The organism is Thermaerobacillus caldiproteolyticus, from assembly GCF_013761245.1.
Classification (GTDB): Bacteria; Bacillota; Bacilli; order Bacillales; family Anoxybacillaceae; genus Thermaerobacillus; species Thermaerobacillus caldiproteolyticus.
Genome location: NZ_JACDUT010000007.1, coordinates 87866 through 113865 on the forward strand (window position 1 = coordinate 87866; position 26000 = coordinate 113865).

29 protein-coding genes, 1 pseudogene and 1 riboswitch are annotated in these 26000 nt (G+C 41.3%); of the genes and pseudogenes, 4 read left to right on the top strand and 26 right to left on the bottom strand.

Features of this window, described 5'->3' with window-relative positions; translation table 11 throughout:
• Window positions 1-23: 23 nt before the first annotated feature.
• The 5 genes from sufU to HNR31_RS11850 form a co-directional block, all read right to left on the bottom strand.
• A complete protein-coding gene (gene sufU, locus HNR31_RS11830) occupies window positions 24-461 on the bottom strand; it encodes a Fe-S cluster assembly sulfur transfer protein SufU (RefSeq protein ID WP_181556442.1) in 438 nt (145 codons plus the stop codon).
• Window positions 451-1671 (bottom strand): cysteine desulfurase, encoded by a 1221-nt coding sequence (locus HNR31_RS11835; protein WP_181556443.1) that lies wholly within the window; start codon window positions 1669-1671, stop codon window positions 451-453. The genes sufU and HNR31_RS11835 overlap by 11 nt, the downstream gene beginning before the upstream one ends.
• Complete coding sequence (sufD, locus tag HNR31_RS11840; protein WP_181556444.1) at window positions 1671-2981, bottom strand: Fe-S cluster assembly protein SufD; 1311 nt, start codon at window positions 2979-2981, stop codon at window positions 1671-1673. Before sufD ends, HNR31_RS11835 begins: the two co-directional genes overlap by 1 nt.
• Window positions 2982-2998: 17 nt before the next feature.
• The gene (gene sufC / locus HNR31_RS11845; RefSeq protein ID WP_181556445.1) at window positions 2999-3778 is read right to left on the bottom strand and encodes a Fe-S cluster assembly ATPase SufC; all 780 of its coding nucleotides are present in this window, start codon (window positions 3776-3778) and stop codon (window positions 2999-3001) included.
• 626 nt (window positions 3779-4404) lie between these two features.
• Window positions 4405-4767: a carboxymuconolactone decarboxylase family protein gene (locus HNR31_RS11850; RefSeq protein ID WP_181556446.1), complete on the bottom strand. Its 363-nt coding sequence runs from the start codon at window positions 4765-4767 to the stop codon at window positions 4405-4407.
• A 111-nt stretch (window positions 4768-4878) separates the two neighbouring features.
• On the opposite strand from HNR31_RS11850, the gene HNR31_RS11855 reads away from it, so the two are divergent.
• On the top strand, window positions 4879-5046 hold the full coding sequence (locus HNR31_RS11855) for a hypothetical protein (protein WP_181556447.1): 168 nt from the start codon (window positions 4879-4881) through the stop codon (window positions 5044-5046).
• A gap of 23 nt (window positions 5047-5069) precedes the next feature.
• Here HNR31_RS11855 and HNR31_RS11860 read toward each other — a convergent pair whose 3' ends face one another.
• The 13 genes and pseudogenes from HNR31_RS11860 to HNR31_RS11920 form a co-directional block, all read right to left on the bottom strand.
• Window positions 5070-5909 (bottom strand): MetQ/NlpA family ABC transporter substrate-binding protein, encoded by an 840-nt coding sequence (locus HNR31_RS11860; RefSeq protein ID WP_181556448.1) that lies wholly within the window; start codon window positions 5907-5909, stop codon window positions 5070-5072.
• A 16-nt stretch (window positions 5910-5925) separates the two neighbouring features.
• Window positions 5926-6594: a methionine ABC transporter permease gene (locus HNR31_RS11865; RefSeq protein ID WP_181556449.1), complete on the bottom strand. Its 669-nt coding sequence runs from the start codon at window positions 6592-6594 to the stop codon at window positions 5926-5928.
• Window positions 6584-7612 (bottom strand): methionine ABC transporter ATP-binding protein, encoded by a 1029-nt coding sequence (locus tag HNR31_RS11870; protein ID WP_181556450.1) that lies wholly within the window; start codon window positions 7610-7612, stop codon window positions 6584-6586. The genes HNR31_RS11865 and HNR31_RS11870 overlap by 11 nt, the downstream gene beginning before the upstream one ends.
• A 110-nt stretch (window positions 7613-7722) precedes the next feature.
• A riboswitch (SAM riboswitch) is annotated at window positions 7723-7831 on the bottom strand.
• A 107-nt stretch (window positions 7832-7938) separates the two neighbouring features.
• A pseudogene (locus tag HNR31_RS11875) lies at window positions 7939-8900 on the bottom strand (O-acetylhomoserine aminocarboxypropyltransferase/cysteine synthase family protein); the annotation flags it as partial.
• A gap of 130 nt (window positions 8901-9030) precedes the next feature.
• Window positions 9031-9378, bottom strand: coding sequence for an SCP2 sterol-binding domain-containing protein (locus HNR31_RS11880; RefSeq protein WP_181556451.1), 348 nt, complete (start codon window positions 9376-9378; stop codon window positions 9031-9033).
• Window positions 9379-9686: 308 nt separating this feature from the next.
• On the bottom strand, window positions 9687-9995 hold the full coding sequence (locus tag HNR31_RS11885) for a thioredoxin family protein (protein ID WP_181556452.1): 309 nt from the start codon (window positions 9993-9995) through the stop codon (window positions 9687-9689).
• 20 nt (window positions 9996-10015) lie between these two features.
• Window positions 10016-10357 carry a toprim domain-containing protein gene (locus HNR31_RS11890; RefSeq protein WP_373367417.1) on the bottom strand — a complete coding sequence of 114 codons (342 nt, stop codon included), beginning with the start codon at window positions 10355-10357 and terminating at the stop codon, window positions 10016-10018.
• Window positions 10358-10476: 119 nt separating this feature from the next.
• Window positions 10477-10722: a YusG family protein gene (locus HNR31_RS11895; RefSeq protein WP_181556454.1), complete on the bottom strand. Its 246-nt coding sequence runs from the start codon at window positions 10720-10722 to the stop codon at window positions 10477-10479.
• A gap of 159 nt (window positions 10723-10881) precedes the next feature.
• Window positions 10882-11265, bottom strand: coding sequence for a glycine cleavage system protein GcvH (gcvH, locus tag HNR31_RS11900; protein WP_181556455.1), 384 nt, complete (start codon window positions 11263-11265; stop codon window positions 10882-10884).
• Window positions 11266-11331: 66 nt separating this feature from the next.
• Entirely contained in the window at window positions 11332-11700 is a 369-nt protein-coding gene (locus tag HNR31_RS11905) for an arsenate reductase family protein (protein WP_181556456.1), read from the bottom strand.
• Between the two features lie 64 nt (window positions 11701-11764).
• Window positions 11765-13549, bottom strand: a complete 1785-nt coding sequence (locus HNR31_RS11910) for an acyl-CoA dehydrogenase family protein (RefSeq protein ID WP_181556457.1) — start codon at window positions 13547-13549, stop codon at window positions 11765-11767.
• A gap of 68 nt (window positions 13550-13617) precedes the next feature.
• On the bottom strand, window positions 13618-14793 hold the full coding sequence (locus tag HNR31_RS11915) for an acetyl-CoA C-acetyltransferase (RefSeq protein ID WP_181556458.1): 1176 nt from the start codon (window positions 14791-14793) through the stop codon (window positions 13618-13620).
• A gap of 54 nt (window positions 14794-14847) precedes the next feature.
• Window positions 14848-17232 (bottom strand): 3-hydroxyacyl-CoA dehydrogenase/enoyl-CoA hydratase family protein, encoded by a 2385-nt coding sequence (locus HNR31_RS11920; protein ID WP_181556459.1) that lies wholly within the window; start codon window positions 17230-17232, stop codon window positions 14848-14850.
• Window positions 17233-17416: 184 nt separating this feature from the next.
• Here HNR31_RS11920 and HNR31_RS11925 point away from each other — a divergent pair, with 184 nt between their 5' ends.
• Entirely contained in the window at window positions 17417-17566 is a 150-nt protein-coding gene (locus HNR31_RS11925; protein WP_181556460.1) for a YuzL family protein, read from the top strand.
• A 97-nt stretch (window positions 17567-17663) separates the two neighbouring features.
• On the opposite strand, the gene HNR31_RS11930 is transcribed toward HNR31_RS11925, so the two are convergent.
• Window positions 17664-18581, bottom strand: a complete 918-nt coding sequence (locus tag HNR31_RS11930; protein WP_181556461.1) for a proline dehydrogenase family protein — start codon at window positions 18579-18581, stop codon at window positions 17664-17666.
• Window positions 18582-18739: 158 nt separating this feature from the next.
• Here HNR31_RS11930 and HNR31_RS11935 point away from each other — a divergent pair, with 158 nt between their 5' ends.
• Both HNR31_RS11935 and HNR31_RS11940 read left to right on the top strand, forming a co-directional pair.
• Complete coding sequence (locus HNR31_RS11935; RefSeq protein ID WP_181556462.1) at window positions 18740-19009, top strand: hypothetical protein; 270 nt, start codon at window positions 18740-18742, stop codon at window positions 19007-19009.
• 16 nt (window positions 19010-19025) lie between these two features.
• Window positions 19026-19358: a spore coat protein gene (locus tag HNR31_RS11940; RefSeq protein ID WP_181556463.1), complete on the top strand. Its 333-nt coding sequence runs from the start codon at window positions 19026-19028 to the stop codon at window positions 19356-19358.
• A gap of 26 nt (window positions 19359-19384) precedes the next feature.
• Here HNR31_RS11940 and HNR31_RS11945 read toward each other — a convergent pair whose 3' ends face one another.
• From HNR31_RS11945 to HNR31_RS11975, 7 genes are all read right to left on the bottom strand, one after another.
• On the bottom strand, window positions 19385-19639 hold the full coding sequence (locus HNR31_RS11945) for a YusU family protein (RefSeq protein ID WP_181556464.1): 255 nt from the start codon (window positions 19637-19639) through the stop codon (window positions 19385-19387).
• Between the two features lie 672 nt (window positions 19640-20311).
• Complete coding sequence (locus HNR31_RS11950; RefSeq protein WP_181556465.1) at window positions 20312-20545, bottom strand: hypothetical protein; 234 nt, start codon at window positions 20543-20545, stop codon at window positions 20312-20314.
• Window positions 20546-20593: 48 nt separating this feature from the next.
• A complete protein-coding gene (locus HNR31_RS11955; RefSeq protein ID WP_181556466.1) occupies window positions 20594-20881 on the bottom strand; it encodes a hypothetical protein in 288 nt (95 codons plus the stop codon).
• 136 nt (window positions 20882-21017) lie between these two features.
• Window positions 21018-22388 (bottom strand): adenosylmethionine--8-amino-7-oxononanoate transaminase, encoded by a 1371-nt coding sequence (bioA, locus tag HNR31_RS11960; protein WP_181556467.1) that lies wholly within the window; start codon window positions 22386-22388, stop codon window positions 21018-21020.
• Window positions 22378-23100, bottom strand: coding sequence for a dethiobiotin synthase (gene bioD, locus HNR31_RS11965; RefSeq protein ID WP_181556468.1), 723 nt, complete (start codon window positions 23098-23100; stop codon window positions 22378-22380). Before bioD ends, bioA begins: the two co-directional genes overlap by 11 nt.
• Window positions 23100-23663 (bottom strand): biotin transporter BioY, encoded by a 564-nt coding sequence (locus HNR31_RS11970; protein ID WP_181556469.1) that lies wholly within the window; start codon window positions 23661-23663, stop codon window positions 23100-23102. Before HNR31_RS11970 ends, bioD begins: the two co-directional genes overlap by 1 nt.
• Before the next feature lie 168 nt (window positions 23664-23831).
• Window positions 23832-25673 (bottom strand): pyruvate kinase, encoded by a 1842-nt coding sequence (locus HNR31_RS11975; protein ID WP_181556470.1) that lies wholly within the window; start codon window positions 25671-25673, stop codon window positions 23832-23834.
• Between the last annotated feature and the right edge of the window lie 327 nt (window positions 25674-26000).

The following is a 26000-nucleotide window of genomic DNA, read 5'->3' on the forward strand; positions in this document are numbered from 1 at the left end:
TTCGCCTCCTTTTCATGCTTCCATTATTCGTGTTGATGCAATCCTTTTTCCATCGCCTTCCATGCAAGCGTCGCACATTTAATGCGAGCAGGGAATTTCGAGACACCTTGAAGCGCTTCAATATCCCCCAAATCAATTGAGTCATCGTATTCTTTTCCTTGCATCATATTAGAGAAGATTTGTGCTAAACTCAACGCTTCTTCGACCGTTTTTCCCTTAATCGCTTGCGTCATCATCGAAGCTGATGACATGGAAATCGAGCAGCCTTCCCCTTCGAACTTTACATCGATAATTTTCCCGTCTTCTACTTTCATCGTTAAATGAACACGGTCCCCACATGTTGGGTTGTTCATGTTAATATCGACACTATTTCCTTCGAGAACACCGCGATTTCTCGGGTTTTTGTAATGATCCATAATTACTTGGCGATAAAGAGTATCTAAAGAGTTATTAAAAGACATGATCGAAATACTCCTTTGTTTTCCGTAATGCGGCAACTAGCTGATCAATATCTTCTTTTGTGTTATAAAGGTAAAAGCTTGCACGTGCTGTCGCCGAAACATTCAACCACTTCATGAGCGGTTGGGCACAGTGATGACCGGCACGTACAGCGATTCCTTCCGCATCAAGAACAGTCGCAACATCATGCGGATGAACACCATCAATGTTAAATGTCACTAATCCTGCACGTTCTTTCGGTCCATAAATCGTGAGTCCTTCCATCGTTGAAAGCTGTTCCAACGCATATTGAGCAAGCTCATGTTCGTGAGCAGCAATGTTTTCTAAGCCTACTTGCTCTAGGAAATCGATCGCTGCCCCTAAGCCAATCGCTCCTGCAATAATCGGTGTTCCTCCTTCAAACTTCCAAGGAAGTTCTTTCCATGTCGATTCATACAATCCGACAAAGTCGATCATTTCTCCACCGAATTCGACTGGTTCCATCTGTTCCAACAATGCCTTTTTACCATATAATATGCCAATTCCCGTCGGACCACACATCTTATGCCCGGAAAAGGCTAAAAAATCACAATCTAAATCTTGAACATCAATTTTCATATGCGGAGCACTTTGCGCTGCATCTACAACTACGACAGCGCCGTTTCGGTGGGCGATTTTCGCAATGTCTTTTACCGGATTAATGGTACCTAAGACGTTCGATACTTGCGTAACCGCAACAATCTTTGTATTTGGTGTTATCGTTTTTTCAACGTCTTCTAAGCTGATGGTTCCATCTTCTTGAAGCGGAATATATTTTAATGTTGCCCCTGTATATTTGGCGGCTTGTTGCCAAGGGATAATGTTGCTATGGTGCTCCATATACGTAATGACAATTTCATCGCCTTCATGTAAGTTTGCACGTGCATAGCTTGTTGCAACTGTATTTAATGCGGTTGTCGTTCCGCGTGTAAAAATAATCTCTTGTGTCGACTTGGCGTTAATAAATTTACGCACTTTTTCACGTGCCCCTTCGTATGCATCCGTTGCTTTTGTACCAAGGGTATGCACGCCGCGATGAACATTCGAATTGTATTCACGATAATATTTATCAAGCGCTTCGATCACTGGAAGAGGCTTCTGAGAGGTTGCTGCGCTATCAAGATACACGAGCGGCTTTCCGTTCACTTCTTGACTCAAAATCGGAAACAGCTTACGAACCTCTTTCATATCCATCATCTAACTTTCCTTTCGATCACTTCAATAAGTTGTTTTTTCACACCTTCAATCGGAATTTCATTGACAACAGGAGCTAAGAATCCGTGAATAATCAAGCGCTCCGCTTCTACTCTTGGAATACCGCGGCTCATTAAATAATACAGCTGGATCGGGTCAACACGACCAACAGAAGCAGCGTGGCCAGCCATGACATCATCTTCATCGATTAATAAAATCGGGTTCGCATCGCCGCGCGCTTTTTCGCTAAGCATAAGAACACGCGATTCTTGCTGTGCATTCGATTTTGATGCGCCATGTTCAATTTTCCCGATGCCGTTAAAAATCGATGTAGCACTATCTTTTACTACTCCATGTTTTAAAATATGGCCCTCTGTATGTTTTCCGTAATGAATCACGCTTGTCGTGAAATTTTGTACTTGTTCGCCGCGCCCAACAACAACCGTTTTTGTATCACCATAGGAACCATCGCCAATTAAACGGGTGATATTTTCTGAAACTGTATTACCGTCATTCATTAAACCTAATGCCCATTCGATGCGTCCGTCACGCCCAGCAATGCCACGGCGATTCACATACGTTGTCGTGCCTTTGGCTAAGTTATCAACCGCTGCGAAAAATACGCGTGCATTCGTGTTGGCAAATACTTCGGCAACAATATTGACTACTGCATTAGACGTTTCCATTGTGGAAATGTAGTTTTCAACATAAACCACTCTACTGTTATCTTCCGCCACAACAATGACGTGGTTAAATAATGCTGCGTCTTTGCTTTCTTGAATATACACTGCTTGAAGCGGAGTGTCGATTTCCACATTTTTTGGAACGTACACGAACACACCGCCATTGAGAAGCGCTGCATGCAATGCGGTTAAGCGATGCTCATCGATTTTGACGCCGTCTTTCATCAAATATTTTTGCAATAATTCACTATGCTCGCGTACCGCTGTAAAAATATCAGTAAAAATAACGCCTTTTTCTTTTAAGTTTTCGGATAATGAAATATATGCCGGCGTATTGTCACGTTGGACATATAAATTTTTCACTTCTTCGTTCAAATCAATGAGTGCTTTTACCGCTTCCGGCAGTTCTTCTAATGAAGAAATCGGAGCGCTTTGCACAACATGGTTAGCAAATTCAGTAAAGTTCCATTGATCGATTTTTGTTTTGTCTGGCTTTGGTAGTGGTAACTCTTCTGCTTTGGCAAGAGCTTGTAAGCGAAGATCTAAAAGCCAGCTAGGTTCACCGCTCCCTTCAGAAAAGGAGCGCACATATTCTTGGTCGAATGGTAGTTTCGTTTCAATCGCCATACTATTCCTCCTAACGCTTACGCTTCTTGCTCAACCGTTTCTTCTTCGATACCGAGTTCCTTTTTAATCCAATCGTATCCTTCCGCCTCTAGACGTTGTGCTAATTCTGGACCACCTGATTTCACAATTCGTCCCTGCATCATTACGTGTACGTAATCTGGAGTAATGTAATTTAACAAGCGTTGGTAGTGTGTGATGATTAAACAGCCGAAGTCGCTGCTGCGCATTTCATTTACGCCTTTTGAAACGATTTTTAACGCGTCGATATCAAGACCGGAATCAATTTCATCTAAAATCGCGATTTTCGGCTCTAACATCATTAGCTGCAAAATTTCATTGCGCTTTTTCTCACCGCCGGAGAATCCTTCATTTAAGTAACGATGAGCCATATCTGAATTCATTTCAAGAAATTCCATTTTTTCATCCAATTTACGAATAAATTTCATCAATGAAATTTCGTTTCCTTCACCAAGGCGAGCATTAATAGCCGCACGAAGGAAGTCCGCGTTCGTTACACCGCTAATTTCACTTGGATATTGCATCGCTAAGAATAGACCTGCACGCGCCCGTTCATCGACTTCCATTTCAAGAACGTCTTGTCCATCTAGCGTAATGCTTCCCTTTGTTACTTCATATTTTGGATGGCCCATGATCGCGGAAGACAACGTTGATTTTCCCGTTCCGTTCGGGCCCATGATGGCGTGAATTTCACCGCCTTTTACTTCTAGGTTCACGCCTTTTAAAATTTCCTTTCCTTCAACGGATACGTGAAGATCTTTAATCGTCAGCACTGCCATGAAAAATACCTCCAATTTCCACAAAAAATTGTGTATATCATTGACTAAACTTACTTCATTGATATATTCTCATTTTATTCTCATTATAATTTTATAACAAATTAAAAGTATTAGCAACCATTTACCATCCTACCTATACTTTTAAAAATTCCATTTTAAATTGCACAGAAGGCTCCAGCTTCAAGTGTATGAAGGTCTTTCTGCAAGCGAGAATCCGGAGAGGAATGGACATTAGCATTAGACAAAATCTTCCCTTTATTTCCTACTTACTTGGCCAGCACAGGAGAAAACCCTTGAATCAGGCGCTCCTATTGTTTACGGACTACTCAACATAATAGGTTGCGGCAAGAAATCATCGCCACCGTAAACGTTGAACGTCATCATGTGTCTACTATATGTGGAAAATAAATACTATCGATGGATAACAAACCGTTGGACGGTACCATACAAGACACGATCCTATACGAACCTTCCCTAACGACCGGATCCCCACACGTTAGGACTGCTTGGCACTCGCAATCCCCACTTCAAACCTTTACGAAGTTTCGATTAAGTGATGCGCAGTTGACAAGTTATGATGTACATATGTAATCGAAAAAAGACTCCCATTCGGAGTCTTTAGTGATTTAATGTTTTGTCGCAAGTTCAGCGATACATTCTTGAACTAATGTCACCGCTTGGCTCATTGCTGCTCCTCCAGCAAATGCCGCGGCTACACCGCAAGTCTCCAAAATTTCCTGTTCCGATGCACCTTGATCAAGACAACCTTTTGTATGATAAATCGTGCAATACTCATCTTGGGTAGCCAGACTAATTCCAAGCGCGATGAGCTGCTTTTCTTTTTTCGATAATGCTCCTTCTTCAAAACAAGCTTCCGTAAAGGCATTAAAGCTTCTAGCGATTTCCGGCAATTTTTGCGTAAACGCTCCCAACCCTTCTTTGTAATGTTGTAACGCCGCTTCTGTCGATGTATAGCTTTGCTGATTCACTACAAACACCCCTTCGAAAGAATCATATCGCTGTTAGTATGCTTAAAGGAAAAGGAGATTAAACAAGCGAATTCAAATATAGTGAAGTGAAGACAAAATGATGTTGGACAAATGGATATCAATGTTTTTAATGATGCTCCTTTTATCCTTTATGTTATATTCGCTCTCGGTTCACTAATGTTTACCGACATTGCGGTAATTGTGATTTCTGTACAATGTTCAGTCATCATTATTACTTTATTAATCGCTATTCTTGAAAAACTGCCGAAAAAGAAATAACGGAAGCAAAACTGCTTCCGTTATTATTTTTGTGCCGCTGGAATAACTGCACCTTTATATTTTTCTTTAATAAAGTTTTGAATTTCTTTCGATTGAAGCACTTCTACAAGCGTTTTGATTTCTTTGCGGTTTTCATCACCTTTACGTACCGCAATGATATTGACGTATGGGTTGTTTTTTGGCGATTCGACTGCGATTGGATCTTTCGCAGGGTCTAAACCAGCATCTAACGCATAGTTTGCGTTAATGACCACCGCATCGCCTTCATTGTTTTTATAGATTTGTGGTAAAAGACCTGCATCAACATCTGCTTTAAATTTCAATTTTTTCGGGTTTTCGACAATATCTTTAACCGTTGCTTTTGTTTTATCTACACCTTCTCTTAGTTTAATAAGTCCTTTTTCTTCCAACATTGATAAAATACGACCATGGTCTGCAACAGAGTTGCTCATAATGATCGTTGCGCCTTTTGGTAGTTCTTCAAGGCTTTTGTGCTTTTTCGAATAGATACCGATTGGTTCGATATGAATGCCACCTGCATTCACGAAGTCATAACCGTATTCCTTTTTCTGAGATTCCAAATAAGGAATATGTTGGAAGTAGTTCGCATCAATTTCTTTATCCGCTAATGCTTTGTTTGGCAATATATAATCTTGGAATTTTACGATTTTAAGATCAATTCCTTTTTTCTTAAGAATTGGCTTTGCTTGTTCTAAAATTTCCGCGTGTGGAACGTTAGAAGCACCGACGACTAATTTTGTTGTTTTTCCTTCTTTACTTCCTTCAGCATTGTCATTGCTGCCGCATGCAGCAAGCGCTAATACGAGCACAGCTGCAAATAATGCGCTAAGCCATTTTTTCATACTATTTTCCCCCTTTTTATCGTTTATCTATTTTAGAAGTGACGAAGTCACCAATAAACTGAATGACAAAAACAATGACTAAAATAAGAACGGTAGCCACAAATGTAACATCGTTATGGTTGCGTTGGAATCCCTCTAAATAAGCAAGGTTTCCAAGTCCACCCGCACCGACAACGCCAGCCATGGCTGTATAGCCAACAAGAGCAATCGCTGTCACCGTGATTCCGGAAACAAGAGCCGGCAACGATTCCGGAAGAAGCACTTTCCAAATAATTGTCGCTGTTGTCGCTCCCATCGCTTTTGCTGCTTCAATGACACCTTTATCAATTTCTCGCAACGCAATCTCAACCATGCGCGCGTAAAATGGAGCAGCACCAATAATAAGCGCTGGCAATGCCGCATTCGCACCGAGAATCGTACCAACGACAAGCTTAGTAAACGGAATCAATAAAATAATTAAAATAATGAACGGAATAGAGCGAAAAATATTCACAAACGCCGCAATAATCGCATTCGCCAGCCGATTCTCCCATATATTCCCCTTTGAGGTTAAAAATAATAAAAGACCAAGGATAATGCCCAACACAAACGTTGCAACAACAGCAATACCAGTCATATAAAGGGTTTCTACTGTCGCCGCCCAAATGGTATCCCATTGCACATTCGGTAAGAGGCTATTGAACATCGGTAATCACCTCCACCCCAACCTGTTGTTGGCGAATATAATCAATCGCTTTTGCTACTTCCTCATCTGTTCCATCAATATGCACGAATAATACCCCGTACGAACCTTGATGGGTCTGCGAAATTTTCCCCTGAAGGATATTCACGTTTACTTGGAATTGACGAGTAAGATTCGCTATCAATGGCTGCTCAGCTGCCTCGCCAACAAAGGTTAATTGAATCACGTTCCCTCTCGGATATTTATCTATTAAATGAGCAATCGTTTCTTTTGTCTCTTCCGGTTCAATGACTTGTTGAACGAACCGTTTTGTAATTGTCTGCTTTGGTTGACGGAACACTTGAAGCACTTCGCCTTGTTCAACAATCTTACCGTTTTCCATGACGGCTACACGATCACAAATTTTCCGAATAACGTGCATCTCATGAGTGATGAGAACAATCGTCAAACGAAGACGCTGATTAATATCTACCAATAAATCGAGAATGGAATCTGTTGTTTGTGGATCTAGCGCTGATGTCGCCTCATCGCATAATAATACTTTTGGATTATTCGCCAAAGCACGGGCGATGCCGACACGCTGCTTTTGGCCGCCGCTTAATTGTGATGGATAGGCATTTTCACGTCCTTGCAAGCCAACAAGCTGAATGAGCTCGTCCACGCGTTTTAACCGTTGTTCCTTTGGAACTCCTGCAATCTCTAATGGAAACGCAATATTTTCGCGCACGGTTCTTGACCATAATAAATTAAAATGTTGGAAAATCATCCCGATTTCTTGACGAGCTTCGCGTAATTCTTTCCCCTTAATATTGGCAATATTTCGATCAGCAACGATGACATTTCCCTTCGTGGGCTTTTCTAGTCCATTTAACATACGAATTAACGAACTTTTTCCAGCTCCACTATAACCAATAATCCCGAAAATTTCCCCTTCTTTAATGTGCAAGCTCACATCATCGACAGCTGTTACTGAACCGTTGCTAGATTGATAAATTTTCGTTACATTTTCTAATGTAATCATTTGCTTCTCACCTTCCTTTTCTTCACAGCTGCTTCCTATCTTCGCCGACATACTTAAAATAAAAAACCTTTCTGCTCAAGAGAACAGAAAGGCATTATCTCCTATTCTGTCTCTTATCTCTCAAAGCAATCGCTTTGTGTGAATTGGCACCATTTCAGCAAAAATGCTGACGGTTGCCGGGTTTCATTGGGCACATCCCTCCACCTCTCTTGATAAGAGCACTGAACGCGCTTTATTCAATTAAAACTTTAATCAGCTCAAGTAGTTTTATAAATTACAAGTGTGATTTTAACATGCATGAAATAAAGTGTCAACAAAAACTTTGATCATCGATACAAAGACAAATCCGAGGCAGCTTCAGTAGCGGCTTGAATTGCCTGTTCCAAATCTTCAATTAAATCATCCACATTCTCAATTCCAACAGATAAGCGAATCAAATCTTCAGTAACGCCAGATGCTTTTAAATCTTCTGCACTCAACTGCTGATGCGTCGTGCTTGCCGGATGAATAATTATACTTTTCGCGTCACCAGCGTTGGCTACATGTGACCAAAATTTCACGTTGTTAATCAGTTTTGCTCCTGCTTTCCGGCCACCTTTAATTCCAAAAACAACGACTGCACCAGCTCCTTTTGGCAAATATTTTTCTGCTAAATCTTTAGACGGATGTTGCTCATGTTCCGGATAAAGCACCCATTCTACAGCTGGATGACGATCTAAATATTCAACAATTGTTCGCGTATTAGCAATATGTTCTTTCATACGCACATGTAATGTCTCAAGACCACAAAGTTAAGCTGAAAGGCATTGAAAGGACTAATGGCTGGGCCTAAGTCACGCAATAGTTATACTCGCGCCTTAGCAATATCGGCGGCAGGTCCGAACGCTTCGGCATAAACAAGATTATGATAGCTCGGATCCGGCGTTGTAAATTCAGGGAATTTTGGTGAGTTCCAATCAAAATTTCCACCATCGACAATAATCCCGCCAAGCGTTGTTCCGTTTCCAAGTAACCATTTCGTTGCTGAATGAACAACAATATCAGCTCCATGCTCAATCGGTCTGCATAAATAAGGAGTCGCAAACGTGTTATCGATAATAAGTAGGATGCCTGCTTCATGAGCAATCTCAGCTACGGCTTCAATGTCTAATACATGCAGGCTCGGATTGCCGATTGTTTCGGCGAAAATCGCTTTTGTATTTGGCGTGATTGCCGCGCGAAAATTTTCCAGATTAGCTGGATCAACAAAATGCATCTTAATACCGTACTCTGGCACCGTGTTGCAAAAACCGGTTGCCGGGCTTCATCAGGCCAGTCCCTCTCCGCCTTTCTTGATAAGAAATGTATAATCGTTTTATTTTTTCGAATGTACCACGCCATTTTCTTTTCGTTAATTATTTTCTTAATACTAAAAACCTTTAGTGAACAAATCGATAAGGCTTCGCTAAATGAAAAATTGATTCTAAAAGAAGTATATGCCGAAAGCTTCCCACAACGGACAACTCTTTCAGGCGCATTTGTTGCTGTAATTTTAATTCTCCAGTTAAAAGCGCTTGAATCGCCTCTTCTGAACCCCGAATCGTTAATAGTCTTTTTTCATCTACATTTTTTTCCTCTTCCGTACCGTTTTTTGAAATAGCAAAAATAACATTCTCGTTCTCACATTCAAACTGAATATATACATGCTCCTCAGGCAAAAGCGGTAATAAATGATGTAACGTTTGAATCCTTTCAATGAATTGCTGAATAAGACTATAGATCCCCATTGTTTTACCAACCTCCCCCATTAGTCTCTTACATGTACATTCCATGAGAAAACGCATGAATCCTTTGCTAACTTCTCGACAAATGACCAATAAAATATACAAATTAAACCACAAACTCTATACATATTATTGATATTTCCTGAGAAATATGTGAAATAAAGGTTTTTTATGTCGAATTTTTCTATATTTAAAAAAAAAAAAAAAAAAAGCTGCCCGAAAAGATCACGAAAATGTGATTTTTTCGGACAGCCTTATCTTTCGTTCATTTTTTGGTTGGAATTTTAAATCAAGGGCTTCAAGCCATCTCTTTATAAAAGCTTTTTAATCGTTTCATACAAGTACGGAACGGAATGAAACGCGTATATTTTTTTCTCTAGCTGCGCGTTTCGGAATATGAGAAGACACGGAACACTCTCAATGCTCCATGAAATTGCACGTTCTGGCATATAATTAATGTCTGATTTGCAAAACTTTATATCAGGGAATAGCTCTTGAACAATTTCAAGCATCCGGCTTGCGAGCTGACATGTTCCGCACATCGGCGTATATAAATAAACGCATACAATCTCCTCTTGTTCGATTGCTTCGTCGATTTGCTCCAATGTCAAGGCTTCCATTTGCGTATTTTTCACACCTTTTATAAATAATCCGTATGCACATCTATATTGGCGCTTAATAACACAGCCGCAATGTGTTGTTTTGGTGCTGCTGCTACTTCTCGATACATTCGATCAATATATAAATGTTCCGCTTCGGGAAGTTCACGTCGAAATTGCTTCCGCAGCTTTTCTCCTGCTTCGTCAGCATCGACTAATATGAATACTTCTTTATTATATAGCTCATCGATTAATTCGTCTAATTTAGCATTACTAATCGTACCATTTGTACAAATGATTTCAACTGGTTCTTTAATAATGCACTCTAGTTTCTTCTTATCAGATCGCCCCTCTACAATAATCACTTTTCCTGTCTCTACCATTGTCATAAGCATCACCTAATGAAAAGAGATTACATATATTTTATTCCATAAACACACCATTTTCTCCTTTCATGTTGCAAAAAATAAAAAAGCAACGGTAAGGTAAAAACCCGCTGCTTTCAACACCAGCCATACTCGCTGTCGCAATCGACGTACTTTTGATCAGGATCGGTTGTCAATGTGACCTGCTTATAAATTTTATCTAGTTCTTTCTCATACCCATTGTTCAATTCAAAGGTACCGCCGGCTTCGGAAAGAACAATCCGTCCGATCGGTTCGTTCTCCGCAAACAGCTCGATTGTATCATTTTTAAGTTTACCGACTATACGATCGGTAATATCTAGTCTTTTCTTCTCCAACGTCATAAAAAAGACACCCCCTCGAACGTATTTAACTATAGGGTGCCCAATCATTGGTCGAATACTCGTCGTATGGAAACAAGCAACGGCTCTATTGCCATTGCTTGTCCCAATTTTCCTTATACTTACAGGTGAAGCGTTGTCGTTGCTTGGTATAAATATGCTTTAGTCTTCGTTAATCATCGCTTCATATTGTTCCGCTGTTAATAAGTTGTCTACTTCGCTTATGTCAGAAGGCTCGACAACAATCATCCATGCTTTCTCATACGGAGACTCGTTTACAAATTCAGGATTATCATTTAATGCTTCGTTCACTTCGACAACTTTGCCACTCACAGGTGCATATAGTTCTGAAACGGTTTTGACTGATTCAACGCTACCAAACGGCTCGTTGGCAGTAATCTCTGCCCCCACTTCAGGTAGCTCCACAAATACAATGTCACCTAGCTCGGATTGTGCAAAATCAGTAATCCCAATACGAACTTTGTCACCTTCCACACGTACCCATTCATGCTCTTCAGAATAGCGCAATTCTTTTGGCGTGTTCATCACAGTCCCTCCAACTACAATTGTATTCTTCTTAATAATAACTGATTTTTTCGAAAAACTCACCGACTATCTCTTCAGAGCGGAAAAAAATTTTTCATATTCTTCCTCTTTGAAACCAACGATCACATTTTCTCCATCAGTTAAAATCGGCCGTTTGATTAACATTCCATCAGAGGCAAGGAGATCAAGCAATTCCGATTCAGAAGCTGTGTTTACTTTATCTTTCATGCCCAATTCACGATATTTCATACCACTTGTATTAAAAAACTTTTTTAATTCTAATCCGCTTTTTCGATAAAGCTCGCCGAGTTCCTCTCTTGTCGGCGGATTCTCGACAATATGTACTTCATGAACAGAAATGCCATGCTCCTCTAGCCATTTTTTCGCCTTACGACATGTCCCGCACTTTGGATACCAATAAAACGTGAACGCCATCTTCCTATTCCACCGTCCTTTACAAACACAAAGTACCAGACGAGCTCGCCTGGTACTTTCCATATTACACAATATAGCGCTCTGCTTCAATTAATGCGGCAGCTGCTTCGCGTTTTTTCGCAATCACATTGATTGGTGTATGACGAGTCAACTTGCGTAAAGCAGATAACATCATACGCAATGTGTCACCCTGTTCGACAGCAACGATCGTTTCTTTCGCATGTGCTTCGATTTCATTAAATGCTTCTTGACAGAAAATTTGTGTATAGAGAAGTTTTTGTTTATTTTTTTCTACCCCTGATTTTTGAATCGCTTTTTCTGTGCGAAGCAATGCAGATTCCATCGCATAAATGTTGCTGACAATGTCAGCGATGTTCACTAAAATCTCTTGTTCTTTATCTAATTTCGGACCGAATGTTTGCGCGGCTAACCCAGCTACCAGTAAAGCAATTTTCTTTGCATTGCGCACTAAATATTTTTCTTGTTCTAATACGCCATCTCCGACTTCTTCCGGCATGAGCATCATTAATTCTTCTTGAAGTTGTTGCGCTTTTTGCAGAAGTGGCAATTCGCCTTTCGTCGCTTTTCGTAAATACATACCTGGGACGAGCAGGCGGTTAATTTCGTTCGTTCCTTCAAAAATGCGGTTAATGCGCGAATCGCGGTACGCCCTTTCAATTTCGTATTCTTGCATAAATCCGTAACCGCCATGAATTTGTACACCTTCATCGACAACGTAATCCAATGTTTCTGTTGCAAAAAACTTATTGAGCGAGCATTCAATCGCGTATTCCGCAATCGATTTTGCGATTTCTTTTCCGTCTTTTGCTTTCTCTTCATCGAGCTGGCTCATTCGTTCTTCAAATAAACCAACTGTACGATACACAGAGCTTTCTGTCGCGTATAATCTCGAAGCCATTGTCGCAAATTTTTCTTGTGTTAACGTAAATTTGGAAATTGGCGTTTTAAATTGTTGACGTTGGTTCGCATATTGAATTGTAATTTCTAACGCTCGTTTCGCTCCGCCAACAGCACCGATCCCTAGCTTATAGCGCCCAATATTTAAAATGTTAAAGGCGATGACATGACCTTTTCCTACTTCGCCAAGCAGGTTTTCTTTTGGTACAAGTGCATCTTGTAAAATTAACGTACGCGTCGATGAGCTTTTAATTCCCATTTTCTTTTCTTCTGTCCCTGTTGACACGCCAGGGAAATCGCGCTCAACGATGAACGCTGAAAAATGCTCTCCATCCACCTTAGCATAAACAACAAATACATCGGCAAAGCCAGCATTGGTAATCCATTGTTTTTCACCGTTTAAAATGTAATGAGTTCCTTCTGCGTTTAGCTTCGCTGTCGTTTTTGCTCCTAATGCGTCTGAACCAGAACCAGGCTCCGTTAAGGCGTACGCCGCAATTTTTTCTCCTGTCGCTAATGCCGGGAGATATTTTTGCTTTTGTTCTTCCGTACCGAACAATACAATCGGAAGCGAACCAATTCCAACATGTGCTCCGTGAGAAATCGAGAATCCACCTGCACGCGCCATTTTTTCAGCAATAAGCGCAGAGCTAATTTTATCAAGCCCTAATCCGCCGTATTCTTCTGGAACGTCCGCTCCTAATAAGCCGAGCTCGCCCGCTTGTTTTAATAGCTTGACAGAGCGGTCAAATTCATGATTTTCTAAATGCTCAAGCTGTGGAAGTACCTCATTTACGACAAATTCTTCCGTAGTTTTCGCAATCATTTTATGCTCATCTGTAAAATCCTCTGGAGTAAATACACGCTCACAAGGAACATCTTCAATTAAAAAGCTTCCACCTTTAATGACATTTTCCACTGCTTTTGTCATTTTTAACTCCTCCCCTTTATTTCTGAACGAACCGGACGGGAGCGAGACCGCCCGCTTCCTTCGTTCCATTAAGAAATTAATTCAAATACACCTGCTGCCCCCATTCCGCCGCCGATACACATTGTCACAATTCCAAACTGCTCGTTGCGGCGGCGCATTTCGTAAAGCAATGACAGCGTTAATTTCGCCCCCGTGCAGCCAAGTGGATGCCCAAGCGCAATCGCTCCACCGTTCACGTTTACTTTTTCTTCGTCCAATCCTAGCTCACGAATAACTTGAATGGACTGGGAAGCGAACGCCTCATTCAGTTCAATTAAGCCGATATCAGAAAGCTCTAGTCCAGCTAGTTTCAATGCTTTTGGGATTGCCTCAACCGGACCAATGCCCATTACTTCTGGTGGAACTCCAGCAACCGCAAACGAGCGGAATTTTCCCAGCGGCTTTAAACCTAATGACTCCGCTTTTTCACGGTCCATCACCATTACCGCTGCAGCGCCATCACTCGTCTGGGAAGCGTTCCCTGCCGTGACTGTCCCGTTTACAGCGAACGCTGGACGAAGTTTCGCCAATGTTTCCATATTCGTATCTGGACGCACACCCTCATCCTCGGAAAAGATCACGGTCTTTTCAACGAAACGATTATTTTCCACTTTCCGAATCGTGACTTCCACTGGCACGATTTCATCGACAAATTTCCCTTCGCGAATCGCTTTGGCTGCGCGCTGATGGCTGCGAACAGCAAAAGCATCTTGTTCTTCACGGCTGACACCGTATTTCATCGCCACTTGCTCCGCTGTATGCCCCATTGACATATAATACTCTGGCGCATGTTCCGCAATTTTGACATTCGGACGAACGACATGCCCCATCATCGGAACAAGGCTCATCGATTCAACTCCGCCAGCGATGACCGTATCGGAGTGACCAAGCATCACTCGCTCCGCCGCGTAAGCAATCGCTTGTAAGCCAGATGAGCAATAGCGATTGATTGTAATTGCTGGCACCGTATATGGAAGTCCGGCTAATGCACCGATGTTTCTGGCGATATTTAACCCTTGTTCCGCCTCCGGCATCGCACAACCGATGATTAAATCATCAATATTTCCTTCATAGTTTCCCGCCCGCTTTAACGTTTCTTTCACGACGAGCGCTCCTAAATCATCCGGACGTACATGGGCGAGCGTTCCTTTTTTTGCTTTTCCTACCGGCGTACGCGCCCCTGCTACAATGACCGCTTCTCTCACAATCGTCCCCCCTGTTTTTTTATGCTCTCTTCTTCATGGAAAAAGAACATTCTTTTAGTTGCGTAACGGCTTTCCTTTCACAAGCATATGTTGCATTCTCGCCTGTGATTTTGGTTCTCCTACTAAACTTAAAAATGCCTCTCTCTCTAAATCTAGTAAGTACTGTTCGTCTACTTCCGTACCGTATGGAACCTTTCCGCCCGCAATGACGTAAGCGAGCTTTTTCGCAACCGTCAAATCATGATCAGAAATATAACCGGAATGATACATCGATTGAGCGGCAAGCAACAATGTTGCATAGCCCGTTTCACCGACGACCGGCACTTTTTTGCGGATTGGTGGTTGGTAACCGTTGTCATAGAGAGAGATAACCGCTTGTTTCGCCTCATAAAGCAAATGATCTCCATTCATCGTAATACCGTCTTGTTTGTTTAAGAAGTTGAGTTCCCGCGCTTCTGCTGCAGATGTCGACACTTTCGCCATCGCGATCGTTTCGAATACTTTGTTTGCTACTTTTTGCAGGTCGAACTCGACACCGTTTGGCATGCTGCTTAAATGTTTGATATACAATTCTTTACTTCCGCCGCCGCCAGGAATGAGACCGACGCCGACCTCGACAAGCCCCATATATGTTTCGTTCGCTGCTTGAATGCGGGCAGCCGGCAGGCAAATTTCCGCTCCGCCGCCAAGCGTCATCGCAAATGGAGCAGCGACAACTGGTTTTGGACTGTATTTAATGTTCATCATCGCCTGCTGAAACTGGCGAACGACAAACTCAAGCTCAAAATAGTTGTCATCTTGTGCTTCCATTAAAATCATCGCAAGGTTAGCGCCGACACAGAAGTTTTTTCCTTGATTACCAATAACCAGACCCTTATAATTACGTTCTACTTCTTCAAGCGCGTAGTTAATCATCTGTACAATATCTAAGCCGATTGCGTTGTTTGGTGAGTGGAATTCTAAAAGTGCAACGTCATCACCGAGGTCAATGAGGCTTGCTCCGCTATTTTTCTTAATTACGCCTTTTTGTTCTTTTAGCCGTTGAATATGGATAACTTTTGGATTTTCTTCAATTGCTTTATACTCACCGCAATCATAATAAGATACCTGTCCTTGCTCCGATTTATAGAAAGAGGTAATGCCATCGGCAAGCATATCGGTTACCCAAGATGGAACGTCACGCCCTTCCGCTTGCATTTTGCGAACGGATTGCTCGACGCCAATCGCATCCCATGTTTCAAACGGACCAAGCTCCCAGCCAAATCCCCACTTCATCGCGCGATCGATTGCCACAATATCATCAGCAATTTCTCCTAACAGCTCTGCAGAATAGACCAAAACAGGGCTTAAAATGTTCCAAAGAAGCGTTCCTGCTCGATCATCAGCATATACAAGCGCTTTCAATTTATTTGCAAGCCCTTTTGCTTGTTTGCTCATTTCCGTTGCTGGGGTTTTTAGCTTTTTGCGCGGCCCGTATTCGAGCGTTTCATAGTTTAACTCCAAGATTTCTTTTCCTTGTTTGAGGAAAAAGCCTTGTCCGGATTTGCTGCCGAGCCAGCCTTTTTCTAACATCGTTTTCATAAAATCCGGAACGCGGAACACTTCTTTTTCTTCTCCTTCTACTTTTTCAAATACGTTGTTAGCGACATGGATAAATGTATCTAATCCGACAACATCCAACGTGCGGAAAGTAGCACTCTTTGGTCGACCGATCAGTGGACCTGTAATCGAGTCAACTTCACCGACGCTGTAACCGCCTTTCATCATTTCGCGCACCGTAACTAATAAACCGTATGTTCCGATGCGATTCGCGATGAAGTTTGGTGTATCTTTCGCGATGACACCCCCTTTTCCTAAAACATCTTCACCGAACGTTTTCATAAATGCCAACACGTTCTGATCCGTATCTTTCGTTGGGATAATTTCAAGCAATTTTAAATAGCGTGGCGGGTTGAAAAAATGAGTGCCCAAAAAATGTTTTTTAAAATCTTCCGAACGCCCTTCTGCCATAGCCTCAACAGAAATTCCCGATGTGTTGGAGCTGACGATGCTTCCTTGTTTTCTTACCTCATCGACTTTAGCAAAGACGCTTTTTTTCACTTCTAAATTTTCAACAACGACTTCGATAATCCAGTCTGCCTCTGCTAAACGGTGAAAATCATCTTCAAAGTTTCCTATTTCGATAAGAGACAAATTTTCTTTTGAGGTAAGCGGTGCTGGCTTTTGTTTCAGCAGCTTTTGGAGTGCTTGATTGACAAAGCGGTTGCGAACTTCCTTATGCTCGAGAGTAAGCCCTTTTGCTTCTTCTTCTTTTGTCAATTCGTGCGGCACAATATCCAATAATAGCGTTGGAATTCCGACATTTGCTAAATGTGCGGCAATCCCGGAGCCCATTATTCCTGAGCCAAGCACAACGGCCCTTCTAATTCGTTTGACCATGCCATTTCCCCCTCACTATATTGAATGAATAGTCATTCATTTTTTGTCGAAAAAAAATTTCGCACCAAATTGTTGCTATCTTAAATATAAAATATGTTCCAAATTTTCGCAATATATAAACTTAACAAATTTTGTATTCATAAGAAATTATTTTTCGGTGACGCTAATAGCGGAGGTGAGCAAAATGGCAAAAAGACAAAAAAATCCATCTAAAACAGCGGTCAGCGCAGCAAGTGCGAAAGGAAACGCAGGTCCGACAGTAGAAATGGATGGTGGCGGAAAAAAGACGAGTCAAAATCAACAATATAAACAGCACAACATGCAAGGAGAGTAAATAAAAAGATGTAGATGGTCCTATAGCTTCTGTACAGTTCGAACAGCACAGTATATAAAAAAGGATGTCCCATTAACAAGACATCCTTTTGCTGTTTTTATTTACGCAACACGCCTTTTAAAACGAATGCGACGTTCGCGGGGCGCTCAGCAAGGCGGCGCATAAAGTAGCCATACCAGTCCGTTCCATATGGGACATATACGCGCATTGTATATCCTTCGCGTACAAGCTGTTCTTGACGTTCTGGACGAATTCCGTAAAGCATTTGAAACTCAAACTGGTCATTTGGAATATTATATTCTTTTACCAGCTGTTTCGTGTACTCAATAATGGCATCATCGTGAGTCGCTACTGCGGTGTAATTTCCGTTTAGTAAATGCATTTTAATAATTTTTTTGAAGTTGTCATCGACGTCCTTTTTATCTGGAAATGCCACTTCTGGGGATTCTTTGTATGCTCCCTTAACAAGACGTAAGTTCGGACGATAATCTTTCAAATCTTCGATGTCCGCTTCGGTGCGATACAAATAGGCTTGTAGCACCGTTCCGACATTGTCATACTCTTTTTTCAATTGTTTGAAAATATCAAGCGTTTTTTGACAACGAGAATAATCTTCCATATCAATGGTCACAAACACACCGTGTTCTTTCGCCATTTCTAAAATGCGGCGCATGTTTCTCATCACAAGGTCATCGGAAATATCGAGCCCCATCGATGTCATTTTTAAGGACAATTGTGAATTGAGCTTTTCTCGTCCAATCGCTTGAATCGCTTCGATACAATGATTGGCCATTTCGTTCGCTTCTTTTTCGTTATCTACGAATTCGCCTAAATAATCAACTGTGACAGCAAGACCTTTTTTATTCAATTGTTTAATCACTTCGACAGCCTGCTCAATCGTTTCCCCTGCAACAAATCGGGAGGCACCGAAACGCAATCCATATTTTTTCGCTAATTTCGTTAATGTCTTATTTTTCGATAAAAACAAAAAAAAGTCGCGCATCAACTGTTCCATTGTTGTACCCCCTTATCCTGTAAACGCATTCATAGTTTTATTGTAACATGTTTTCTTATTATTGAATATCTTTTTCGACAAAATCCGCTCTATGCATAGTTTTCCACAAAATGAACAATCTACAACTGAAATATTCATTTTGGAAAGGAGCATTATGTATGCAACAACAAATGAACATGCAACAGCAACAAGCGGTCATACCGCAACCACCACAAGTAATTTCAACAAAAGATGCACTTTATTTAACCGATATGATGTCTTGGAATTTACTCTCCATGAAAAAGGCTCACTTTTTCGCATCTCAATGTCAAGACAAAGAAGTTGTTGCCGCAATTGAAAAAGCGGGGCAAATGCACCAGCGTCACTACCAAAAAATTCTAAACCACCTACAAAATCCAAGCCAGCAGCCTACAATACCATTGCAGTAACAAAGGAGGAATCGTGATGAACCAAAATCAAATTCAAAATCCGGAAACGCAAGTGCCAAAAACACCGCAAATGAATGATCGCGACTTTCTTAACGATATGTTAACAACAGAAAAATATATGACATCGGCTTATAGCGTATTTTTGCACGAGGCAAGCCATCAACAATTATATCAAGACATACTGAACATATTTACAGAAACACAAAATTGTCAACGTGAACTTTACCATTTAATGTTTAAAAAAGGGTGGTACAAAATCGAAGCGGCCGATCAACAAAAACTGCAACAATCGTATCAACAATTCCAAGGATACACAAACCAATTTCCATATCAGAATACGATGCAATAAACAAGTATAAAAAGCCATGACGCAGATCATGGCTTTTTTGCATTCGCGCGCGCTTCTTCATTCAATTGTTTAATTTCCGCAACTAACTGCTTCATCTGTTCCTTCGCTTCAGGATATCGTTCGTTCCAATGCTTGGCGAGAGCCGGCATTGATTTTGCTACATGAGAATATAACGCCCACACTTTGACTTTTTCTTTTAGCTCTTCATTCGTGTGACCAAGCAACAGCTCTGTATATTTGTCCACTAACGCCTCAAACTGTCCAAGAAACGTTTCATCCATGTTCTTTTCCTCCATACTTTTAAACTTTCTTACAATTATAGTAAAATGGGCGTATTTCGCCAAACAAAAGATATATTATTGAACACCGTAGAATACTGGCAGAACGAAACGTTAAACCTTTCATCACTGTAAGTAATACTTATGTATAATGTAACATAAGAGATTCAACTTCTTGACCATAAAAGCTGTTGTCTCCATCATCGCTGAAAATCAGCTAATAGACACGATACTCCCCATAATACCTCCTTCGCCAAAATAAAACTGGACACCAACACGTTATGTCAATGAAGGATCAAATGAATAGGGAAGCAGCCCACAAATTTTTCATCCCAATGATACGTATATAGAGAATTAATTCACTCCCTAATAGTCCACCTAAAAATAGCCTCGGTCACCATAGTATGGCCGCTGCCTAATCATCTTGTTTCCTCTTTACTTAAGATCACCATCTACATCCCCCCTATTTAGGAAAGCATAGGCTTACTGACTAACTGAGCAGATTTTAGGCTATTTTCGGAAACTTTGTTGCTTTTCTTTCGACCAAGAACGTCCTTAGAAAAATGAAAACCATTCTTTTATTCGGTCAATGTGATATGTGAACATGGAACAATAAATAATTTTGATGATAAACATCAAAGCCTGCCAGTAACCGGCAGGCTCAAGCCATTTTTGTTACCACCACATTCCGCCAAAGAACGGACCGCCAAAACCAAATCCCCATGGACGGCCAAAGCCGCCAAAGAATGGACCGCCAAAGAACGGGCCTCCAAAGAATGGGCGACCAAAACCTCCAAAGAACGGACCGCCAAAGAATGGACCGCCGAAGAATGGGCGGCCAAATCCCCCAAATCCCCATGGGCGACCAAATCCCCATATTCTTGTATCTTGTAAATTTACATCATTCATGTTCGTCTCTCCTTTGCTAATTGTTTTGTTTCTTCCCTTTCAACGTTACTACCATATTCCACCATAAGGAAATCCGTATCCGTAGCCATAAGGATAACCATATCCGCCAAAGAACGGAGCTGTTAACGCGCCACCCAACAGTCCACCTAACAGACCGCCAAAGAACGGACCACCAAAGCCAAATCCCCATGGACGGCCAAAGAACGGGCCTCCAAAGAATGGACGACCAAAACCACCAAAGAATGGACCGCCAAAGAATGGGCGGCCAAATCCCCCAAATCCCCATGGACGGCCAAATCCCCATATCCTTGTATCTTGTAAACTTACATCACTCATGTTCGTCTCCCCTTTGCTGATTGTTTTGTGCTTCTTCCCTTTCAACATATGTAGGACAAACGCCAAGGGCATGGGCGATTGACCGTTTTTGCAAAAAAAATAGGCGCCTAGACTCGCTGGGCAGCCGTAGAAACAATTATCGAACGACTTTGACCATTTCCGCAATCGAATCGAAGATGATATTGACTGCTGTTTCAATCTGGTCATCTGTCATCGCTAATACTGGAATGAACGTGAGCACCGGTCCAAGCGGGCGAATAATGAGCCCTCGCTTCCTTGCTTCTAAAATGATTTGATGCTCCATGTTCTCAGAACGAGGGAAGATTTGTTTTGTTTTTTTATCTTTCACAATCTCAATTCCAACCATCAATCCTTTTTGACGAATATCTCCTACAATAGGCAACTCATATAGCGTTGGCAGCTTCTCTGCTAATACAGCGGCTTTGCGCTTCGCTTCTGAAACAACATTCCTCTTTTCGATTAATTCAATATTTTTTAGCGCTACCGAACAAGATAGTTGGTTTCCCGTATATGTATGCCCGTGGTAGAACGTCTTATTTTCATCGATGTCTCCTAAAAACGCAGCATAAACGTCTTCTGTTGTCAATGTGGCCGCTAAAGGGAGATATCCTCCAGTAATACCTTTTCCTAAGCAAACAATATCAGGATGAACCTCTTCTTGTTCACACGCAAACAGCGTTCCTGTTCTGCCGAACCCAACGGCAACCTCATCGCAAATAAGCAACACACCATATTGGCGGCAAAGTGTTTCAACGCCTTTTAAAAATCCTTTTGGATGAGTAATGATACCCGCAGCTCCTTGAACGAGCGGCTCCACAATCACTCCAGCAATTTCCTCATGCTTCTGGATAAGAACATCCTCTAGCTGTTGTAAACAATAATTGACAATCTCCTCTTCATCGCCGTATTCTTCCATGCGATAGACATACGGAGAAGGAATTTCGACTCGTTCAAACAATAGTGGCTTAAAAATGCGATGGAATAAATCCATTCCACCGACACTCACAGCGCCGACAGTATCACCATGATACGCTTCCTTTAAGGAAATAAACCTATTTTTCTTTTCATATTTAATTGGATTGATGTTTTTCCAATATTGATACGCCATCTTTAAGGCGATTTCTACGGCCGCAGCTCCTGTGTCAGAGTAAAACACTTTCGAGAGATGTCCCGGCCAAATTTCAATTAATTTTTTCGCTAATAAAATGGAGGGAACATTAGCAGACCCTAATAACGTAGAATGAGAAATCTTCTCAATTTGTTCATGTAAAGCTTCGTTTAATTCAGGGTCGTTATGTCCATGTACGTTTACCCACAAAGAGGCGTAACCATCCAAATATTTATTTCCATCGACATCAAACAGGTAGCTCCCTTGTCCTCTTTCAATAATTAACGGCTTTTCTTCCACATATGTCTTCATTTGTGTAAATGGATGCCAAACATACTGTTTATCCAATTGTTCTAACTGCTCATAGCTATACTTCAATGGACAATCCCTCCATGAATAAACTCTTTTGTTCGTGGTTCTCTAAAAATGCTTGAACAAATGCAGCGAGGTTATTTCGCGATAAATGTTTGAATACAGGAACTTTCGCGATGATTGGTAAACCCAGCAATTTTTGAATCGTCCGCACATTATCGACGTGAATAACATTGCTTGCATCAAATTGATTAAATACAAATCCAAGAACGTCAACTCCATGCTTCTCCGCATACGAAACGGTCGTAACGACGTGATGAATTGCCCCTAACCCAGCCAATGACACAATGACAGTTGGAAGCTCACATTCTTGAATCAAATCTTTTGTCATATAAAAATCATGTCCTGTTTCTATAAGTGGCACAGCAAGCCCACCCGCGCCTTCTACAAGAACAACATCGTACTGATTCTTTAATTCTACGATTTTATTTTTTATTAAATGCGGAGCAATAGGAGTATTCGTTATCGCAGAAGCCAAATGAGGGGAAACAGCCGGTTCCATATAATACATTCCCGTCGACCCTTTTTCTGCCCCCATCACGGTTTCATACCAATATTGATCAGCGAAAGAGGAGCTTTCTTCAGCTAATCCTGTTTGTATCGGCTTAAAAATCTTTGTTTTTAGCCCCATTTCTTGTAAAGCCAAGGCTAGAAAAGAAGTAACCATTGTTTTTCCAATTTCTGTTCCCGTTCCGGTAATAAAAATCGCTTTTCTCATTATAAAGCCACCTCCTGTTTGCTGATAACAACATTGATTCGTGGCAAGATGCGCGCGATGATAACAGAGCAAACCGTACATAACAATAGATCGCCCGGCACAGGTAGCACAAAGCCAAACCATAATGTTTGTCCAATTGCAAACGGTTTTTCAATGATCCATTTCATCGCTGCATATAACCATACACATCCACAAAGATAGACAACGAGAAGGCTAGAAAAATTCGCAAGAAAAATCGAAGCTGCTTTCTTAAATTGAAATGTTTTCATGAACCAGCCGTTCATATAGGCACCTACTACAAACCCAATTAAATAGCCAAACGTCGGCTTGAGTACATAGCTGGGCCCACCTCCCTCAGCAAATACCGGTGCCCCTGCCAGCCCCATTAGCACATACACAAGTTGGCTAAACATGCCCAGTTTCGGACCTAATAAACATCCTGCTAAATAAACGGAAACAATTTGCAGCGTAAACGGAACGTAAGGAACTGGAATTTTAATAAACCCACCAATTGCCGTGAACGCAGCAAAAAGAGCGACTAAAACCATCGAGCGTGTTTTCATTGTTTCCCTCCAATCCCAATATTTTGTTTTTATTCTGCCTGACAACACCTTTATTGTCAACTATTTTTAATTTATAGTTAACATATATATTATAAAAACCGCTAGTTTTCTCGCTGAACTAGCGGCGGCTTTCTCGATTATATTCGATATCATCATTTCAGGATGGCACTAGTAACGAAAGACTCCATGTTGATCCATATAACGGGCAATCGCTTTCGCACGTTTTTGTGGATGAGCTTCTTCCCTTTCTAACACGTTAGCTAGCATTTTTACGGCTTCTACAATATACGGTCCTTTGTTCAGCATGACGCACTGCGCCTTTTGCCCTAGCGATACGTCTGATATTTCGGAGCGGGCAGGCATCCCTTTCTTCGCTAGATTTTCAAGCACTTGCGTTGCCCAAATCACCGGAAGATGTGCTGCTTGGCATAATGCGAGAATCTCATGCTGTACAACAGACATGTTTTCAAATCCAACCTCAATCGCCAAATCTCCGCGGGCAATCATCACTCCAAATGAAGGAAGCTTTAATCCTTCAAGTAAAATGCGAGCAAGATTGTGGAGTGCCGCTCTTGTTTCAATTTTGGCAATGATGGTCAGGTGAGGCGCACCATGCTCTGTTAAAGCATGATGCAGTTTCTCTACATCATGAGGGACATGAACAAATGATAAGCCAATCATATCTGCGTGCTTACTAATAAAAGGAATATATTTCAAATCTCGCTCTGTCAGCGACGAAACGGTTAAATGAATCAATGAATCAGGAAGATTAATTCCGATCCCTTGTTTAATCGTTTTGGTTTTTCTTCCTGTTGAAATGACTTTTGCCTCTATATATTTGCTCGTCACGTTTTGAATCCTAGCGAAAATTTTCCCGTCATCGAGATAAAGACGATGTCCAACTCGAACATTGCGTAACGCTTTTGGAAGTGTTGTCGTAAGCTTCACCGCATCGTCCGTCTTTGCCGCTTCTAAATGAGCTTGATCGAAGTAAATTTGAAGGCGCGTTCCTTTTTTGACGAACGCTTTCATTGGAATCGGTGCAACTGATTGTAACAGCAAAGAAAAACGTTTATGTTTGAACCAAGTCCCCTCTTGAATGTATGCCGTGTTTGAAAGCTCCACTTTGAAACAAGAAGGAGTAATGACATCGATTACCTTCAATCTTCTCTTTCGTCCGCGAGCATCGATAAACGACAGTTCATCCCCGCTTACCAGCCTAACATTCTCATTCGTTGCTGCTTCTAAAACAAACGACACATCACTCTGTTCTGGTGGAAGACACGACGGCGTATGAAGATAGAGGAAACCCGTAACAGGCTGGATTGGTTGGCCGTATTCATCTTTTCGAACTGACAGTTTTACCGGATGGACATTAAATACAATGTTGTGAATGCGAATTTTGGGACCCGGCAAATCCATATAAATATAACATCTTTTTTCCCATTGTTGTTTTTCTTGAAGCCGTCCTTCCGCTTGACGAACGCTTTCAATGATTTTTTCCCATATTTCTGGTGAATTATGAGCGCAGTTAATTCTGGCAATATCCATGCCATACAGCAACAATTGTTCAATCGTTTCAGGCTCATTGATCAGTTGCTCATCCAGCGTCACCATAATGCGTGTTTGTCGAGAGTGACGGCCTTCTCCCAACACAGTTCGTGCTCTCTCAGCTACCAACCGCTGTGCCTGTTGTCGAGTGATTTTTTTTGCATCTGTGCCCTGAAATGCAGCAACCTGTAAATGTCTTAATAAAAGTTCAAGGTTTGAAATGATATGGGACTCGTGTCCATAGATCGACGATAGGCCTTCATCTTCAATGGCTTGAATAAGATCGGCGGACATTATTTCTTTTACGTATAAATACGCCAGCAAATTATCTCGGCTTTCTTCATGACACAAAAGCGGAAACTGTGTTCTTGTTCGCTCGATCGATTCGACCATTGACTGATATATGTTAAATAACATATTCCCTAGTAATATACGTTCGTTGTTAGTGAATTCATTCACGAATCCTCACCTCAATTGTGAAGTAGGGAAATATGTTTAATATATATTCGTTGCTAACTAATAAAATGAACCTAACACGTTATTTAGGAAAATACACGATAAAAGAAAACGCCTGATATATCATCAAGCGTGTTTTCTTCCTTGTAAAATTTTCGTTCCGCATTGGCAAAGGATAGAATGTTTTAATCGGCGCACTGGTTGTTGGCACTGCTCACAAATGTTTTGTTTCCGCATATACGATTCTCCCTTCAATTTGAAAATAAATATTCTCTTTTGTTATTCAGGCTTTAACCCATCTCTTAAATAGCCAGACAAGTATAGCCATAT